This is a genomic window from Paenibacillus sp. 7541, from assembly GCF_002276395.1.
GTDB classification, from domain to species: domain Bacteria; phylum Bacillota; class Bacilli; order Paenibacillales; family Paenibacillaceae; genus Paenibacillus_AQ; species Paenibacillus_AQ campinasensis.
This window is the reverse complement of sequence record NZ_NQLZ01000005.1, coordinates 297,115-315,525: the sequence shown is the minus strand read 5'-3', so window position 1 is coordinate 315,525 and position 18,411 is coordinate 297,115. Positions and strand designations below refer to the sequence as shown.

Sequence of the window (18,411 nt, the reverse complement as noted above, 5' to 3'; positions counted from 1 at the left end):
TATCACCTCCGAGTTTACCGCTCACCCATCACATAGACCTCCGGCACCAGTTGGATCCCGTTCTTGTCGGCTACGGTGGCCTTGATATGCTCCATCAGGGCAAGCACGTCCTCTGCTGTCGCTTGACCGGTGTTCTCAATGAAATTGGCATGCTGCACGGAAATTTCCGCTCCTCCGATCCGAAGCCCCTTGAGTCCGGCTGCTTCAATGAGCCTGGCCGCATGGTCGCCCGGGGGATTCCGAAATACGCTGCCTGCGGTCGCCGACTGCAGCGGCTGTGTACGCCGGCGGCGATCCTTGTAGGATGCCATAACCGCAGAAATCTGCTCGCGGTCGCCGTATTCGAGTGCAAATACCGCCCCCGTTACAATCCCTTTTCGCTCATGCAGAATGGAATGCCGGTAATCAAACGCCATATCCTCGGCAGCATAAGTAACCAATTCCCCTGTTTCCAGTACAATGTCAGCGGACTTAAATATGCGTGACACATCCGACCCATGGGCGCCGGCATTCATGTACACGGCCCCTCCGACCGAGCCCGGAATGCCTCCGGCAAATTCGAGACCCGTTAATCCTTGTTTTCCGGCCAGAACACTGAGCTTAACGAACGACATACTGCCGCCGGCAGATGCCGTGCATCCGTCAAAGCTACAATGCTCAAACCCCTTACCGAGCTTGATGACCGCCCCGCGTATGCCTTTATCGGCAATGAGCATGTTGGAGCCCCGGCCCAGCTGAATCCACGGGATTTGATGGGCATGGAGAAGAGTGACCAATTCCGACAGCTGCTCCTTCGTTTCAGGGACAATCAGCACATCGGCCGGTCCGCCAATCTTCCATGTTGTATATTTTGCCAGCGGTTCATTCCATAGCACAGCCCCGACATTGGCCTCAGATAGTAGCGATTTCCATTGCTGCATCTAACATAAACCTCCCTTGACTTTCCAAACCAAAAGGCCATATCTTTGCGACGGGGCGAAGAGATGGCCGGGTGTCATAATGTCGGCCTCATGGGTGCGTCACGATTATAGAGTATCTTATGTCACGCTCTATAGGGATGTGACAATCGTCCGGCCGTTTTACCGTTTGACCGTCAGCCTCCGAATCTCTTCAACAATTACGGCTGCCGAATCCGGCTTTCCAAGCTTGCGCGATGCCTCGGTCATCGCGCCTAGCACATCGCCGCTCTTCATAATGTCCTCAATCTGTCCGAACAGACGCTCCGCTGTCAAATCCTGCTCCAGGATCATGCGAGAAGCGCCAGCCTCCTCCAGCTGTCTGGCATTGGCTTCCTGATGGTTGTTGGTCACGTTCGGGGACGGAATCAGAATGGACGGAATGCCAAGCGACGTAATTTCCGCAAGGAACGAGGCCCCGGCCCGGTTGATGATCAGCGACGTAGCAGCCAGCACCTCCGGCATATTGCTGATATACGGAACGATATGCAGATGGTTTGGCATCGTGCCAAGCTCGCTGCGAATCGCCTCCCGTGTTCCTTCGAAATACGTCTCCCCGGTTACAAATACAAAATGAACGCCAGGGAGCCTGTCGATCATCGCTGCCATCCCCTTCATCGCCTCGTTGATGGCCCGGGCTCCGCGGCTGCCCCCGACAACAAGCACGATCGGGCTGTCGCTTGGAATCCCAAGCGAAGCAAATCCACGCTCACGATTGGCGGACATCACCGTCGTCGCGCGTGGATTTCCGGTATAAATTGCTCTTTTCGCTTTGGGGAACGCCTTCTCCGAGCCTTCAAAGCTGACCGCTACCGTGTCCGCATAGCGGCTCAGAAACTGGTTGGTCAGACCCGGAATGGCATTCTGCTCGTGGATCAATGTCGGGATGCCCAGCTTGGCCGCAGCGTATACGACCGGTCCGCATACATAACCGCCGGTGCCGATAACGATGTCCGGCTTGAAATCCGACAGCAGCTTCTTCGATCTGCTGACGCCCTTGAAGAAGCGCATGATCGTCCTCACATTTTCGAGGGACAGGCTGCGCCGAAATCCGGTAATATCTATGCTTTCAAAAGGAAGATTCTCCTGCGGGACAAGCTTGCTTTCCAAACCTCTCTTGCCTCCGATATATAAAAACTGAGATGTTAGCTCCTCAGCCTCACATTGTCTGGCAATGGCAACGGCAGGGTAGATGTGCCCCCCCGTACCGCCGCCTGTTAGTACGACACGCATGCCGGTTCACCTCGCATAACGGGATATATTTAATAGAATGCCGAGCGCTGTCAGCATCAGCGTCAAGGAACTGCCGCCGTAGCTGATCAATGGCAGGGTGATGCCCGTCACCGGCATCAATCCGATAACGACCCCGATGTTAATGATAACCTGGATCGCCACCATACCGATGATGCCCACGGCCAGCAGGCTGCCAAAGCCGTCGCTGATCGTCATGGCAATGCGCATGCCCCGCCATACGAGCGCAGCGAACAGAAGCAGCACTGTCAACCCGCCGATGAATCCGAGCTCCTCAGCCAATATGGAGAATATAAAATCTGTCTGCGGCTCCGGCACATAGGCATGCTTCTGACGGCTCATGCCAAGTCCCAGGCCGCCGAGCCCGCCAGGTCCGATCGCATAGAGAGACTGGATGATCTGATAACCCGTTCCAAGCGGATCTGACCACGGATCGAGAAAGCCGGTAATTCGCTTCAACCGATACGGTGCGGCGAGAATCAGACCGACGAAGCCGGCAATGCCGCCGAGGGACAGGAAGCCGAGATGCTTCAGGCTGGCCCCTGCGGTAAATACAATCATCATCGCGGCGCCCAGCATCACCGCTCCGGTGCCTAGATCCGGCTGCAGCATAATCAAGCCGAAGGCCAGACCGATCAGTCCGAGCGGGGGCAGCAGCCCCTTGGAAAAATTCGTAATATCATAGTTTTTCTGACTGAGCCATCTCGCAAGAAACAGAATCATGCCGAGTTTCATAAACTCGGAGGGCTGAATGCCAAAAGAGCTGATGCCAAGCCAGCTTCTTGCGCCGCCGCGAACGACGCCGATGCCCGGAATAAGCACGATGACAAGCAGAAAGAAGCAGACTAGCAGAATGAGCTTGCTATATTTCTTCCATACTCTGAAATCGATATTGGAGGTGAAATACATCGCGACCAGTCCCAATACCGCAAATAAACCTTGTCGTTTCACGAAGTAAAACTTGTCGCCATAATCATGAAAGGCAAGCACAGAGCCTGCACTGTATACCATGACCAGACCGATGGCCAGCAGGGCCATAATGCAAATCAGCAGCCACAGATCGGGCGCCTGACGGTTCTTGTTCATAGGAAGGCCACCTCGAACATCCAAAGTAGGGGCTTATCCACACCCCCCTACTTAAAGATTATGCACCGCCTCTTTAAAAATGCGTCCCCGAACCTCATAGGAAGGAAACATGTCCCAGCTGGCACATGCAGGCGACAGCAGCACAATATCTCCCGCTTCGGCCAGGCCGGAAGCTTTCTGAACAGCCAGGGTCAACGTGTGGGCGGCGTCCTCCCCATTATCGACGAGGACGACCGTGTTTATCCCGGCCTTCTGTGCCGCATCCGCCAATTTATCCTTGGTCTGACCAAGCAGTACCGCAGCCTTCACCTTGCCTTGCAGAAAAGGCACCAGCTCATCATAGTCCGTGCCGCGATCCAGTCCGCCCGCAATGAGCACGATCGGCTGGGTGAAGGAAGAGAGCGCCATGCTGGTTGCCTTCGCATTGGTCGCCTTCGAGTTGTTGTAATAGACAATGCCGTCCGTCTCTCTCACATATTCCAGACGGTGCTCCACCCCGCGGAAGCTGGACAGCGAGCCCTCCAGCTGGGACGGCTGCGCGCCAGCGGCAATCGCGATGCAGCTGGCAGCGAGCGCATTCTCCACATTGAAGCGTCCCGGTATACCGATGTTCTCCACACGGATGATCTCATGCGTAAAGCCTTTGTCATCTGTATAAACGATCGTCCGCTCCAGTTGGTCCTCGGTCCCCGGTATGTAAGGCGGCGACACATAGACACCTTCCCGAAGCGTCTCGTTCATCGAGAACGGAAGCACCCGGGCCTTGATGTAGGGCACGAGACCTCTGCACACGGGATCATCCCAGTTGAGCACAGCGGTATCTTCAGCGGTCTGATTGCGGAACAGTCTGGCCTTGGATGCAACGTAATCATCCATGCCCCCGTGATAATCCAGATGGGTCTCTGTTACGTTCGTCAGACAAGCGATGCGAGGCCGGAAATCCTCGGTGCCTTTCAGCTGGAAGCTGCTCAGCTCGGCAACCATCCATTGCTCCTCCGTGGCCTCCTGGCTTGCTTCCGTAAGCGGAATGCCGATATTTCCGGCAACGATCGGGGACATGCCAGCAGCCTGGAGGATCTGTCCCACCCAGGTTGTCGTCGTCGTCTTCCCGTTCGAACCGGTGATGCCGATTATCGGGGCACGGCACAGATGGTACGCGACCTCGACCTCCGTCACTACCGGAATTTGAAGCTCAATCGCCCGTTGAACTGGCGGAACCGAGTACGGAATGCCCGGATTTTTCACCACAAGCGCCACCTGCGCATCAATCAGGTCATCCGGATGCCCCCCGCACACAACAGAAATCCCCAAAGCTTCGAGCTCCGAAGCCTCAGGGCACTGGTCCCGCTCTTTTCGATCATTAACAATGACAACCGCGCCTGCCTGGTGGAGCACCTTGGCTACCTGGACTCCGCTTTTGGCAAGGCCAAGCACAACCACTTTTTGATCACGGTATCGTTCTGGATGCTTCATTTCTACAACCCCTTGTTGATATAAAGTCCGAGCACCGCAAGGATCAATCCGACGGTCCAGAACGTGATAACAACACGCCATTCCGACCATCCGGACAGCTCAAAATGATGGTGAATCGGACTCATCTTGAATATCCGCTTGCCTCTCGTTTTGAAGGATATGACCTGCAGGACCACCGAAAGAATCTCGATGACAAAAATCCCGCCGATCACGAGGAACAGCAGCTCGCTTTTGGTCACAATCGCAATTGCGCCGATGGCGCCCCCAATACCGAGCGATCCTGTATCCCCCATAAACACCTTGGCCGGATGTGCATTGAACACGAGAAAGCCAAGCACGGCACCAATCATCGCCGCCGCGCAGAACGCAGCTGCAAACGAGGTGGACTGAATCGCAATGATCGCGTAGGCGCCAAATGCGATGGCGCTGACACCAGACAGCAGTCCGTCCACACCATCTGTAAAGTTGACGGCATTGCTGATGGCCAGCATCATGATCACGATGAAGGGATAGTAGAACCACGGGCCCCAGTCAAAAGACCAGCTCATTCCCGGCATTCCGATGGCGGTGCTATGGCCGTTGGAGATCAGGAGCCAGCACATTACCCCGGAAAAGATCAGCTGCCCCAGCAGCTTCTGACGCGCGGTTAGTCCGAGCGATCTGCGGAATACGATTTTGATATAATCGTCCAGAAATCCGATCAAACCAAAGCCGAGCGTGGCAACCAGCATAACATAGAAATCGGTATCTACCGGCGAAAACTTAATAAACGTGAGCGTAAACGCTAACAGAATGACAACGCCGCCCATCGTCGGCGTCCCGGCTTTCTTCAGATGGCTCTGCGGACCGTCGTCCCGAACCTGTTGGCCGAATTTCATTCTGCGCAGGAGCGGAATAAGCAGCGGAGCTGAAATAACGGCGATGACAAACGATACAGCGATCGTCAGCAGCAGCAATTGATAGTCCATTCCGCTCACCCCCTACTTCCATTGTTTCCGCCAGGCAGTTCCGCAAGTGCCTCGACGACTTGTTCAAGCCTCATTCCGCGCGAGGCTTTAACCAGCACAACATCCTTGCTGGTGATCTGCTCTATCAATGAGGCGATCAGCGCCTCCTTATCTGTATAAGCAAACACGCTGTTCTCCGGATAATACTGACGTGCGGCTTCCGCCGTATGACGGGACAGCGGGCCGTAAGTAAACACGACGTCCACCTTGTCCGGAGACAAGTAATGGCCGATTTCCGCATGGAACTCCGCTTCCTTCGGACCGAGTTCAAGCATGTCCCCGAGCACAGCAATGCGGCGCCGGTACCCCTTCATGTTCCCGAGGACATCCACGGCAGCCTTGACGGCTGTCGGACTGGAATTGTAAGCATCGTTCAGCACCGTTACGCCATGACGCGTTTCAATGCACTCAATCCGCATGCCGGTAAGCTTGAGGCCCTCAAAGCCTTCGCGAATCTCCTCTTCGCTGACCCCGAGCTCGCTGGCCACCGCCATGGCGGCAAGTGCGTTTACGACGTTGTGCTGTCCAAGCAGCGGCAGGCTGAACGCCTCCCCGGCAGATCGGCTTGAGGTAAACACAATTCCCTTGCCGTGGAACATCAGGCCTGTCGGATAGCTGTCGTTATCACTGCCGGTTCCGAACGTAAAGGTCTGAAGACCTTCCGGCTTAATGGTCGACGCTTCTTCGAGCACCCGCGAGATCAGCGGTTCGTCACCGTGATAGATGAGCAGTCCGCCAGGCTTCATCCCGCTAATAATCTCCAGCTTCGCCCGCGCAATCTCCTCGCGTGAACCGAGCTGCAGCAAATGGGCCTCACCGATGTTCGTAATAACAGCAATATCCGGATTCGCAAGTCCGGACAGCAGCTCGATCTCATGCCGCCCGCTCATGCCCATCTCCAGCACGATGATCTCGGTGCCTTCCTCCATCGCCAGCACGGTCAGCGGCAACCCGATGTGATTGTTATAATTGCCCTTCGTTTTATGCACCTTATACCGTGTCTCAAGCAGGGCGGATACCATATCCTTTACGGTCGTTTTGCCGTTGCTGCCGGTGATGCCGACAACCTTGGCACCGCTCTGCCGCAAATACGCCTTGGCCAGCGCCTGAAGCGCCGCCAGCGAGTCCTCTACCACAATGACAGGGCCTTCCGGCGCCGGTCCATGATCCCGCTGCCACAGCGCGGCTCCTGCTCCTTGGTCCAGCACCTGACGGACAAACTGGTGACCGTCAAACTTCTCTCCGACAATCGGGACGAAGAGCTGGCCGGATTGTATCGTTCTGGAGTCGGTGCCGACCCCATGAATCATCGTATTCTCGTCAAGGTTTGGCGAAAGCGTTCCGCCGCACATGTCGGCGATGCTTCGCAATGTTTTATGGATCACTTTAGTCTGCCCCTTATCGCGTCTTTAGCTACGATGCGGTCGTCAAAGTCAAGCACTTCGCCCGCGATCAGCTGGTAGGTCTCATGACCTTTCCCCGCAATCAATACTACATCGCCCGGGCTTGCCATTTCAATAGCCTTTTCAATCGCTTCACGGCGATCCACGATGAGCTCATAGCTGGCCTTAGACACGCCTTCCTCGATCAGTCCCGCTTCAATATCCTTCAGAATTCGCTCCGGATCCTCTGTGCGGGGATTATCGGATGTAACAAATACAAGGTCGCTGTACTTGGAGGCGATTTTCCCCATGATCGGCCGCTTCGTCCGGTCCCGGTCCCCTCCGCAGCCAAACACGGTCAGGATACGACCTTCGGCAAATTCATTCACGGTTCGCAGCACGTTCTCCAGACCATCCGGGGTATGAGCATAATCCACGATGACCGCATACGGTTGGCCTTCATCTACAACCTCTACCCGGCCGTCAACACCCGGCACGGCTTCAAGGCTGTTCTTGATGTCTTCCAGAGGAATGCCTTCCAGAAGCGCTGCAGCAATGGCCGCCATCGCATTGTATACGTTGAACTTGCCGACCATCCGGATCGAGATATCCGCGCTGCCGCGGAACGTATCCACATGGAAGGAAGTGCCCTGCGCCGTGATGACGATACGGCTTGCCCGAATGTCTGCATCCTCCTGTACGCCGTAAGTAATCACTTCGGCTGCAGTAAGCTTTGCAAAATAAGCCGATGCCTCATCATCCGCGTTCAACACGGCATATTTGCGCTTGTTCTCGTCCTTGGCAAAAGCGTTCCCCAGTCTGGCAAAAAACAACCCTTTCGCAGCCCGGTAATCTTCCATCGTATGATGGTAGTCCAGATGATCCTGCGACAGATTCGTGAAAATTGCCGTCCGGAAGTCTGTTCCCTTCACCCGCCCCTGCTCCAGCGCATGGGAGGATACCTCCATCACGCAGCATTCGGTTCCGCTGCTCGCCATATCGTTCAAGTAACGCTGAAGGTCGAGCGCTTCCGGAGTCGTTCTTGGCATCGGGAATGACTGCCCGTTGTATCGCATCTGAATCGTGCCGATCAATCCGGTTTTCACACCATAGTCTTGAAGAATGCGTTCGATCAGGTACGTGGTCGTTGTTTTTCCGTTCGTTCCGGTCACACCGATCAGCTTCATACGCGCGCTAGGCTGGTTGAAAAACTTGTCAGCCATCGCGGCCATAGCCAGCCGGGTATCCTTAACGATAACTTGCGGAAGGTCAATATCAAGCTTCCGCTGGACGATAAGTGCGCTGGCTCCGCTAGCGGCTGCCTGCGCTGCGTAGTCGTGGCCATCCACGGTGTGCCCCGGCAAGCAGATGAACAGATCACCCGCCTTCACCTGTCTGGAATCCACCTGCAGATCCGAAATCTCAACATCACCGTCTCCATCAACGACTGCTGCTGCCAGCACGGATGATAGTTCGTACAATTTCATTGCAATCCCTCTTCTCTCTATATCCTTGATCATCCGGTTAACGAGGGCCGGATAATAAAACCAATACGTATCTTAATGTTCATGCCCTGCCTCGGAATCCTCTCCCATATAAATGCGGATGGTCGAGCCGCGCTCTACCCGGGTTCCCGGCTTAGGAGCCTGGGAGATCACAGTGTTGCCCGTTCCCGATTTGGCCAGCATGAAATTCATGTTCAAATCCTCGTACAGATCCTGAACGGTCGCTCCCACCAGGTCCGGCACGGTTACCATCGGGGTTTCCCCGTATTTGTACACGCGCGCCATCTGATCTTTGCGAGGCGGAATATCCATGTAACGCAGCGCATCCTCCAGAATGTTCTGAACGATCGGTGCCGCCACTACGCCGCCGAACTGAATGCCCTTCGGATTATCAACGGCGGTGTACACAACAATCTGCGGATCATCCGCCGGGGCAAATCCGATAAAAGACACGATATGCTCGGTGGAAGAATACCTGCCGTTCACTACCTTTTGCGCCGTTCCCGTTTTGCCTCCGACCCGGTAGCCGTCGATGAATGCCGGACGTCCCGTTCCCTTGGCCACCACGCTCTCCAGTGCTTCGCGGACCTGCTTCGAAGTCTCCTCGGAGATGACCTCGCGCACAAGCTGCGGCTCAATCTCCTCCACTTTCTCGCCCGTTTCGGGATTGATCCAGGCTTTGGCCACATAAGGCTTATACAGCTTGCCTCCATTAATTGCCGCTGAGACCGCGGCAACCTGCTGGATCGGTGTCACCGACACCCCCTGGCCGAAAGCGGTTGTCGCCAGCTCGACCGGACCGACATTCTCCAGCTTGAACAGAATCCCGTTCTCTTCCCCGTTCAGGTCAATTCCGGTTTTGGCGCCAAAGCCAAAATCGCGGATATATTGGAACAGGCTTTCTTTGCCCAGCTTCTGGCCCAGGAGAACAAATCCGGGGTTGCACGAATTCTGCACCACTTCCATAAATGTCTGGCTGCCATGGCCGCCCTTCTTCCAGCAGCGAAGCCGGGCTCCGCCGACCTCAACCGCACCGGAATCAAAGAAGTGGTCATTTTTTAAATCTACCTTTCCCTCTTCCAATGCAGCAGCCAGCGTAATGATCTTGAAGGTTGAGCCCGGCTCATAGGTCATCCAGATCGGAAGATTCCGGTTGTACGTTTCCGGCTCGAATTCCTGGTATTTCCCCGGCGAGAAGCCCGGGCGCGAGGCCATGGCCAGAATCTCGCCTGTATTGGGGTTCATGGCAATCGACCATGCGCCATTGGCCTGATACTTGACCATCGCCTGATCCAGCTCGCGTTCCATAATCGCCTGGATTGATTTGTCAATCGTCAGTTCCAGGCTGAGCCCGTCCCGGGGCTCCACATACTTCTCCGTCGAATTCGGCATTTGCTTCCCGCTCGCATCGGACAGATAAGAGATGTTGCCGTCAAAGCCCATCAGCTTATCATCATGCATCGCCTCAAGTCCGGTCAGCCCCTGATTATAGGCGCCCGTAAAGCCTAAAATATGAGCAGCTAGATCACCATAAGGATAATACCGCTTGTTATCCTCGGCAACAACGATACCCGGCAGCTTCAAATCACGAATTTCCTGAGCCAGCTCCATCGTAATTTTTCGTCCGCCGGGATTGATCCGTTCTATTCTCGAACGTTTCGTAATACTTTTTTTCACGTCAGCCTCGTTCATGCCAAGAAGAGGGGCCAATGTCCGGGCCGTATGGTCCGCGTCCTTGATCTGGACGGGAATCGCCCAGATGGTCGGTGTCGTGATGCTGGTCACAAGCGCGGTTCCGTTACGGTCCAATATTTCTCCCCTCTTGGCTGCAAAAGGAATGTCCCGCCGCCACAACTCCTCCGCCTTCGCGGACAATTCGGCTCCCTGTCCAATCTGGACGTAAGCCAGTCTGACGATCAGGGCCGAGAACATCAAGAGCAGCAGCAGCAGGCTCCAGAGCAATCTTCTTCGCTGAGATACCTTGGAAACTTTCACCTTGCTTCCCTCCCCGACTTAAGCCTGTAAACCCATGAACTGGTGTTTATCTCATGAGTATTCGGTACAAGCCGGGGATAGAACAAGCTATTCCTCGTTGCTGACCTCGCTAACCCTGCCCTTCAGCATCCGCCGAGTCGGTCTCCGCGCTGCCATCCGATTCAGCCTCTTCATCCGGAGTTTCGGGTTCCTCTTCCTCCGAATCGGTTGCGCCGGTCAGCATTTCTTCCGCCGTTCTCAAAGTCAGCGTTACCGTGCGCTGCCCATTCTCTGAGCTCTCCACCTGCTTGGTGACATAGCCCTCGCCCTGGACAATGACTCTCACCTTCATCAAGGTGAGCACCTCCATCGCGTCCCGCAGCGATTCACCATGCAGATTCGGAATCGTCATTGCATGGTCGTCCTCGGTCAGCACATAGACACGCTGTCCGGAAGTCATTACCGCTCCCGGGGCAGGATACTGTCCCTTCACCGTATTCCCGCTGCCGAGCACCTCAAAGGCGAAGCCGTCCTGGAGCAGTTTATCCTTCACTTCACTGATTCTCATACCGCTTAGATCCGGAGAGGTCATTCGAACCTCAGCCGCTGCATCCTTCGCCTTCGGCGCGTTCCCCTTGCTGTTGTCAGTATCCTGCTGCGATTTGGGAATGCCCCAATAGCTGAGCGTTTGCGAGACGATCTTTTGGAACACCGGGGCAGCAGCCGCGCCGCCGCCGACCTCTTCCTTCGGTTCGTCAATGATGACGATGACGGCAATCTTCGGATCATCCACCGGGGCATATCCGACGAAAGAAGACACCTGCTTCGTCCGGTCGCGGTAGCCTCCGGTCGATTTAATCGCCGTACCGGTTTTGCCTGCTACACGGTATCCATCGATATAAGCGAGTCTGCCGGAACCGTTGACCTGATCGGCAACGACTTGCTCCAGATATGTTCCGGTTTCTCTCGCCGTTTCCGGGGTGATGATTTCCCGGATTACCTCAGGCTCGATCTTCTGTGTTTCACCGGTATTCGGATCCTGAATCTCCTTCACCATATACGGCTTCAGCAGCTTGCCGCCGTTAGCCACGGCGGAAATCGCCGCGATCTGCTGAATCGGCGTAACCGATACTGCATAGCCGTAAGTCAGCGTTGAAATATCCGAATCATTATTCATATGGATGATGCCGAGAGATTCCGCAGGCAGATCAATGCCCGATTTTTCCGTAAATCCAAACTCGCGAATGTAGTTGGTCAGCCTTTCGGCACCAAGCATTTCGTAGCCCAGCTTGACAAAGGCCACGTTGCTCGATCGCTTCACCCCTTCGAGGTAGCTGATCGTTCCCCAGTGCCGCCTGATGTCGTAGTGGGTTCTGCCTCCCGCCTTGATCGAACCGGATTCATAATAGGCGTTCGGGTTAAACAGCTTTTCCTGCACGGCGCTGGCCAGTGTTACAATTTTAAAGGTGGAGCCCGGCTCGTACACTGAACCGACCGCATGATTGAAGAAGTTGCCGACATTCGGCACATCCCAGTATGTATTCGGGTCAAAGGTCGGCAGGTTGGCCATGCCGAGAATCTCCATCGTGTTCGGGTTTGCCGCAATGACCGTGATGCTCTGGGGCTTGTACTGCTCATAGGCCTCGCGCATGGCATCTTCGATATAATACTGGATCGTATCATCAATCGTCAGTACTAAATTTTTCCCATTAATGGCAGGTTGGTATAAGTCATCCTCACTCGGAAGCTTAATTCCCTTCTTGTCACTCTTGTAAGCAGCAAAACCGTCCTTGCCTTGCAGCAGCTCATTGTAATAGGATTCGACCCCGCCGACTGCCTTGCCTTCCCTGTCGATATATCCAAGCACATGGGCAGCAAGAGAGCCTTTCGGATAGAAACGCTTCTTCTCATTGATGAAGCCGATGCCCGAATCCGGCGTTTTGCCTTCGTCCCGGAGCTCCTGCTTGAGACTCTCAGAGAACGCCTCGACCTCCAGCTTAGTATCCTGGTCAATCTTCAAGCCTTCATTTCGCACTTCGCGGTTGATCAAGTATTCCCCCTTGTCATCCTGGGCTCTTACCAATTCGCGAAGCTCGCCTTCATCCTTGCCGAGGATTTCATGAAGACCGGAAACCACCTTATCCTCCAGTCCATTCGTCTGAATGACCTTCGGATTGACAACGACCGTATACGCTGGCGCATCCATGGACAGAACGTCGCCGTCCCGGTCCATGATCGTACCGCGATTGGCAGGCAGCGGCTGCTGGCGCGACCAATAAGTTAAGGCCTTCTCCCGCCAAAAATCATTGTCAATAACCTGCAGATAAAACACCCGACCAATCAATAAAGCAAAAAAGAGGATAATACATCCCCCTATGAACACGGTGCGCAGTTTGATTTTTTTTACCATCGAAAAACCTCACACTTTAGTCATTTTGCCCTGGTAGCGGCCCTTGTGTCCCTCTCGTTCCCGCAGAAGGCTGCACATGGATCGCGTTATGGTCCTCAATCGGAACGTAGCCGAGTTCCTTGGCTTTATCCAAAATTTCCATCTCCAGCGTTTGTTTCTTCACCTGAAGCAGATCGATTTCTCTCTGAGCTGTACGGATCTCAGCCTCTGTTCTCTGAATTTGACGGTTCAGGTCATAGGAATGAACATGCCTCATGCCGATCACGCCCATGACAGCGACAACCAACACCACGGACAACAAATACAGCAGCTTTTCTTTTTGAGGCAGCTGGGATCGGCGTTTGATGACTTTGGTCTTCTCGAGATATGTGGATTGCGCTTCCTTCTGTCTCTCCTGAACGGCCAGATTGCCGCGCGTGTATGCCATGGCTGATTCTCCTTTGTCTTAGTTTCAGGATTTGCAACATTGCTGGTAGAGCTGCTCTTGGTTAGTGCATAATCCCTTTGAACGGTTAAGTTGGTTGCTGCAACTTTTCTGCGATTCGAAGCTTGGCCGAACGCGCTCTTGGATTGCTGCCAATCTCCTCCTGCGAAGGAATAATCGGCTTTCGATTGACCAGTTTCAGGTCGCCTTGCCCGCCCCCGCAGACGCACATCGGGAAATCCGGTGGACAAGTGCATTTAGGAATATAGCTGTTAAAAATCTGTTTGCAGATCCGGTCCTCCAGCGAGTGGAACGTAATGACCGACACTCTTCCGCCCGGCGCCAGACACCTAACTGCTTGGTGCAGCGCATCCTCGAAAGCGCCAAGCTCATCGTTGACCGCAATCCGCAGCGCCTGGAAGCTGCGCTTGGCCGGATGTCCGCCCGTTCTGCGGGCAGCGGCCGGAATGCCTTCTTTTATCAAATCGACGAGTTCCCCCGTCGTTTGAATAGGTCGCTGTACCCGTCTATCCGCAATGACTCTGGCAATTCGCCGCGAGAACTTCTCTTCACCGTATTCATAGAGAATCCGGGCAATCTCCTGCTCAGGCCACTCATTTACAATCTCGGCAGCGGTTAATTCCGCCGATTGATCCATCCGCATATCGAGCGGCGCATCGTGATTGTAGCTGAAGCCTCTCTCCCCTTCGTCAAATTGCGGTGAGGATACGCCCAAATCAAACAGTATGCCGTCAACCCGCGGCTGCCCGTTCACGTCTGCCCTTACTTCGCGCCGGAGCACCTCCTCCAAGTCACGAAAATTGGCTTTGACAAGGGTAACCCGATCCGCGTAAGGTTCCAGCACCTTCTGCGCATTCTCATGCGCCCAGTCATCCTGGTCAAACGCAATTAACCGGCCCTCAGAGCTTAGCCTCGAGGCGATCAGGGAGCTGTGCCCCGCACCGCCGAGCGTACAGTCAACATATATACCGTCTGGTTTGATGCGCAGCCCGTCTGTCGCTTCTTCTTTAAGCACCGTGATGTGATGAAACAAAGTCTGCGCCCTCCATTGCTTTTAACGTTTGTCATGTAATCATAGATTCCTTGCGAGCGTAGAACGGAAGCTTCACCGACAGCTACAGATCGAAGTCGAAATCGACCAGCTTCTCGGCGATATCATTAAACGCTTCTTCCGACTGCTCATAATACTTCTGCCATTGTTCCTTGCTCCAGATCTCCACCCGGTTCGAAACGCCGATCACGACGCATTCTTTCTCCAGCTTGGCGAACTCTCGCAAATTTGCCGGCAAGTTTACCCTTCCCTGCTTATCCAATTCGCATTCTGTTGCTCCCGAGAAAAAAAACCGGGTAAACGCTCTGGCATCAGACTTCATCAGTGGGAGGGATTTGAGCTTCTGTTCCATAACAGCCCATTCTTCAGTAGGGTATACAAAGAGACATTGGTCGAGGCCTCGGGTAACGACAAAGGAAATGCCAAGGAGTTCACGAAATTTGGCGGGGATAATGATCCGCCCCTTGTCATCGATGCTATGCTGAAACTCCCCCATAAACATCAGGCACTCCACTCCTTAACCCCGAATCCCCACTTTGCACCACTTTCCTCCACTTTAGAATAATAGATTCGACGTCAAGAATCAAACACCTTTAAGACCCATTTTGTTTTTTTGGGCATTTTTTCAAAAAAAGCGCGCAAAAAAACCTCCTAACATCCACTGACGGGAATGGAAGGAGGTTTGTTATGAACCGTTCTTTTCCAAATATGCCGCAGATTAATGCTGTGCCCAGCTGTCCAGATAAGCTTTTTGCTCATCGCTCAACTGGTCGATGCCGATTCCTAGACTTTCCAGCTTGTATCTCGCCACCTGCTCGTCAATTTCATAGGGTACGTTCACGACACGGCTGCCAATGGTTTCGTATTGCTCGTTCACATATTTCAGCGACAAGGCCTGCAGCGCAAACGTCATATCCATAATTTCGGCCGGATGCCCGTCGCCAGCGGCAAGATTGACCAGACGCCCCTCGGCCAGAAGATAGATTTTGCGGCCATCCTTCAGCTGGTATTCCTCAATGTTGCGGCGAACGGTCCGAACGGACTGTGCGCGCTCCATCAGATCCGGCTTGCTCACTTCCACATCGAAGTGCCCGGCATTGGACAGAATAGCCCCGTCCTTCATCACATCGAAGTCGGCGCCGCTGATCACATCGCGATTGCCTGTCACCGTTACGAAAAAGTCGCCCAGCTTGGCGGCCTCGCGCATCGGCATCACTTGGAAGCCATCCATATAAGCTTCAACCGCTTTAATCGCATCCACCTCGGTGACGATCACATTCGCGCCCAGCCCTTTCGCTCTCATGGCCACGCCTTTGCCGCACCATCCGTATCCGACAACGACAACCGTCTTGCCTGCCACGACGAGATTGGTCGTCCGGTTAATGCCGTCCCAGACCGATTGCCCCGTGCCGTAGCGGTTGTCAAACAAATATTTGCAATACGCGTCGTTGACCGCGATCATCGGGAACTTGAGCGCCCCATCCTTCTCCAGGGACTTTAGTCGCAGAATCCCGGTCGTTGTTTCCTCCGCTCCGCCGCGGATGCCTTCCAGCAGCTCGGGGCGCTCAGCATGAAGAATGGTGACCAGATCGCCGCCATCATCAATGATGAGATCAGGCTTCGTTTCCAACGTTTTAATGAGATGCTCCTTGTACTCCTCCGGGGAGGGGTTGTATTTTGCAAAGACGGTAATGCCATCCTCCACCAGAGCGGCACAAACGTCATCCTGAGTGGACAGCGGATTGCTGCCGGTAATGGTCACTTCGGCTCCGCCAGCCTTAACGACCTTGGCCAGGTACGCCGTTTTCGCTTCAAGATGAAGAGAGATCGCCACCTTGAGCCCCTTGAAAGGCTGTTCACGTTCAAACTGCTCGCGCACGCGGTTCAGTACCGGCATGTGCGCCTTTACCCAATCAATTTTCAGATGGCCTTCCGGGGCCAATTTCAAATCGGTAATGCTGCTGTTTTGAATCGAGGATGAAGTCATCACTTACCTCCTAATAAATGGTTATTGGTTTTATTATACGTGAATCAAACGGTGCGTGCCTGATGCCTCATACGGAATTTCCATCAGCCGGTCAATCAGGTCCATACCGTAGCGGTTCATATAATGGAAAATGTTATACACCCGCTCCTGCGGTCTTCCCAGCGGCATCAGGCTCTGCCCGATAGCCTGCCATTGCCGCAGAGCAGCCTCATGCTGCTGCTCGAGTGCTTCTTGCGATTTGCGCAGCAGATAGTCCATCTGCTTCAGTATTTTATCCTTATTGGTCGATCCGAGCTTCACCAATCCCGATTGCAGCTTGCCAAGATCTTCGATCAATGGCTGATACAGCTGTTCGAACGCAGCCTTGGTCTGACCGAACCGCTCCTCCAGATTGAGTTCATCCTGACTGTCGAGCCAGGCCTGCCGCTTCTCCTCCAGATGATGCTGTACGTCCTGGAACGACAGCGCATACTTATCCATATGTTTATGCACCGTATCATCCAGCAATGTAAACGACATTCTCGGCAATATGAGCGGCATCTGAAGCCCCATTTCCGCAAAAGCACCGCGGGTGATGGCCCAATACGAAATTTCGCCCATCCCCAGTACCGTCCCCAGCACCGGCAGCAGCGAATCCTGCATAAGCGGCCTTGTCAGCACATTGTTGCTGAATCTGGCAGGATGCTCGTGCAGCTCGCGCAGCAGCTCATCACGCGATAATTGAATCCATCCCTTCCGGTCGACGAACCTGTCGCCTTCCCGGTACAGGAGCAGACGCATGCCTTCGTGAAGGTAGAACAGATTGGCTCCATTCTCCGGAACATCGGCCTGAACTTCAAATCCTGCACCCTCGATATCGCGGGCCATCTGCTGGTACGAAAGTCCCAGAGCCTCGTTGTTGTTGATGATCGCTTCGAACACGGGAACTTCCAAAGCGCGAAGATTCGGGTCCGCAGAATCAAGAAGAATGAGTCCGTGCTTGCCAAACATCGCGCCCAGCAGCTTGGCGAAGCCTTCGCTCAAATTGCGGGAGCCGCTGAATGCCGTGCGGGCCAGCTCAAGCAGCTCCGCCTTGCTCGGGCTGTCCGGCAATAGCTCACGCAGCCCTTGAAGCTGGAGCTCCCACTCCTCTTCGTTCACTTCGGTATAACTTACAGAGGTGCGAAGCTTTTCTCTCGGGTCCAGCTTGATTTTGGCTATATCGAGATCGCGGGTCGGGAAATAGGCGTGATTCACCTCATCCCAGTCATGATCCTCGCCGGCGATCCAGAACACAGGAACCACCGGACGGTTGAGCCTTTTGGCAGCATCTGAGGCAGCCTGAATGATAGTCACCGCTTTATAGATGACAAGGATCGGTCCTGTAAGCAGTCCGCTCTGCTGTCCGCCTACAATGGCAAGTGTCTCCGGTTGGCCCAGCGCATCCAATGCCTTATCCACCGCTGGATGGGCATTAAACTTATGATTATAGGTGCGTAGACAGTCCACCACAGCCGCTCTGGAGATGCGTTTGGCTTCGGATTGATCCAGCCATGCCGCTCTCCGTTCATAGCCGTCGCTGCTGCGGTAATCTTCACCGTAAAAGCCGCTAACGCTGTCATAACGATGAATATATGCCTGGGCAAGACGTGATCCGCCGGATAAAGGATCCGGAACGATATTCATGAAGTATGCCTCCTATTCTCTATATCGCAGCATCCATAAATGTATACAGGTATAGCCATATCGAATATGTATGTGGAACTATACTTGCGCCCTTCCCTTTGACGTCTGACGGTATGATTCCCCTATATCGGACGGGCAGGCTCTGCAATTTATAGCATTCTAGACTTATGAAGCCTTTCTTGATTGTACCGAATGATGGCGTTCTCCGTCAAAGGAAAA

Annotated in this window: 14 protein-coding genes; all 14 read right to left on the bottom strand. The window is 54.2% G+C overall.

The annotated features are described in order from the left end of the window. Positions 1-14 precede the first annotated feature (14 nt). The 14 genes from murB to bshC all read right to left on the bottom strand — a co-directional run bounded on the left by murB (position 15) and on the right by bshC (position 18,192). Positions 15-920: a UDP-N-acetylmuramate dehydrogenase gene (gene murB / locus CHH75_RS03660; protein WP_095397447.1), complete on the bottom strand. Its 906-nt coding sequence runs from the start codon at positions 918-920 to the stop codon at positions 15-17. A 159-nt stretch (positions 921-1,079) separates the two neighbouring features. Further along, positions 1,080-2,189, bottom strand: coding sequence for an undecaprenyldiphospho-muramoylpentapeptide beta-N-acetylglucosaminyltransferase (gene murG / locus CHH75_RS03655; RefSeq protein ID WP_095397446.1), 1,110 nt, complete (start codon positions 2,187-2,189; stop codon positions 1,080-1,082). Positions 2,190-2,195: 6 nt separating this feature from the next. Next, positions 2,196-3,293 carry a stage V sporulation protein E gene (spoVE, locus tag CHH75_RS03650; protein WP_095263169.1) on the bottom strand — a complete coding sequence of 366 codons (1,098 nt, stop codon included), beginning with the start codon at positions 3,291-3,293 and terminating at the stop codon, positions 2,196-2,198. Positions 3,294-3,344: 51 nt separating this feature from the next. Continuing rightward, entirely contained in the window at positions 3,345-4,766 is a 1,422-nt protein-coding gene (gene murD / locus CHH75_RS03645) for a UDP-N-acetylmuramoyl-L-alanine--D-glutamate ligase (protein ID WP_095397445.1), read from the bottom strand. 2 nt (positions 4,767-4,768) lie between these two features. Continuing rightward, positions 4,769-5,734, bottom strand: a complete 966-nt coding sequence (mraY, locus tag CHH75_RS03640) for a phospho-N-acetylmuramoyl-pentapeptide-transferase (protein WP_095263167.1) — start codon at positions 5,732-5,734, stop codon at positions 4,769-4,771. Between the two features lie 5 nt (positions 5,735-5,739). Continuing rightward, positions 5,740-7,158, bottom strand: a complete 1,419-nt coding sequence (locus CHH75_RS03635; RefSeq protein WP_095397444.1) for a UDP-N-acetylmuramoyl-tripeptide--D-alanyl-D-alanine ligase — start codon at positions 7,156-7,158, stop codon at positions 5,740-5,742. Next, positions 7,155-8,642, bottom strand: coding sequence for a UDP-N-acetylmuramoyl-L-alanyl-D-glutamate--2,6-diaminopimelate ligase (locus CHH75_RS03630; RefSeq protein WP_095263165.1), 1,488 nt, complete (start codon positions 8,640-8,642; stop codon positions 7,155-7,157). The genes CHH75_RS03635 and CHH75_RS03630 overlap by 4 nt, the downstream gene beginning before the upstream one ends. Before the next feature lie 72 nt (positions 8,643-8,714). Continuing rightward, positions 8,715-10,655, bottom strand: a complete 1,941-nt coding sequence (locus CHH75_RS03625; protein WP_095263164.1) for a stage V sporulation protein D — start codon at positions 10,653-10,655, stop codon at positions 8,715-8,717. A gap of 109 nt (positions 10,656-10,764) precedes the next feature. Continuing rightward, positions 10,765-13,044: a penicillin-binding transpeptidase domain-containing protein gene (locus tag CHH75_RS03620; protein WP_095263163.1), complete on the bottom strand. Its 2,280-nt coding sequence runs from the start codon at positions 13,042-13,044 to the stop codon at positions 10,765-10,767. A 16-nt stretch (positions 13,045-13,060) separates the two neighbouring features. Continuing rightward, positions 13,061-13,471, bottom strand: a complete 411-nt coding sequence (locus tag CHH75_RS03615) for a cell division protein FtsL (RefSeq protein WP_095263162.1) — start codon at positions 13,469-13,471, stop codon at positions 13,061-13,063. A gap of 85 nt (positions 13,472-13,556) precedes the next feature. Further along, a complete protein-coding gene (rsmH, locus tag CHH75_RS03610; RefSeq protein WP_095263161.1) occupies positions 13,557-14,522 on the bottom strand; it encodes a 16S rRNA (cytosine(1402)-N(4))-methyltransferase RsmH in 966 nt (321 codons plus the stop codon). Positions 14,523-14,604: 82 nt separating this feature from the next. After that, on the bottom strand, positions 14,605-15,042 hold the full coding sequence (mraZ, locus tag CHH75_RS03605) for a division/cell wall cluster transcriptional repressor MraZ (RefSeq protein WP_095263160.1): 438 nt from the start codon (positions 15,040-15,042) through the stop codon (positions 14,605-14,607). A 216-nt stretch (positions 15,043-15,258) separates the two neighbouring features. Beyond that, positions 15,259-16,527, bottom strand: a complete 1,269-nt coding sequence (locus CHH75_RS03600) for an adenosylhomocysteinase (protein WP_095263159.1) — start codon at positions 16,525-16,527, stop codon at positions 15,259-15,261. Positions 16,528-16,560: 33 nt separating this feature from the next. After that, the gene (gene bshC / locus CHH75_RS03595) at positions 16,561-18,192 is read right to left on the bottom strand and encodes a bacillithiol biosynthesis cysteine-adding enzyme BshC (protein ID WP_095263158.1); all 1,632 of its coding nucleotides are present in this window, start codon (positions 18,190-18,192) and stop codon (positions 16,561-16,563) included. Between the last annotated feature and the right edge of the window lie 219 nt (positions 18,193-18,411).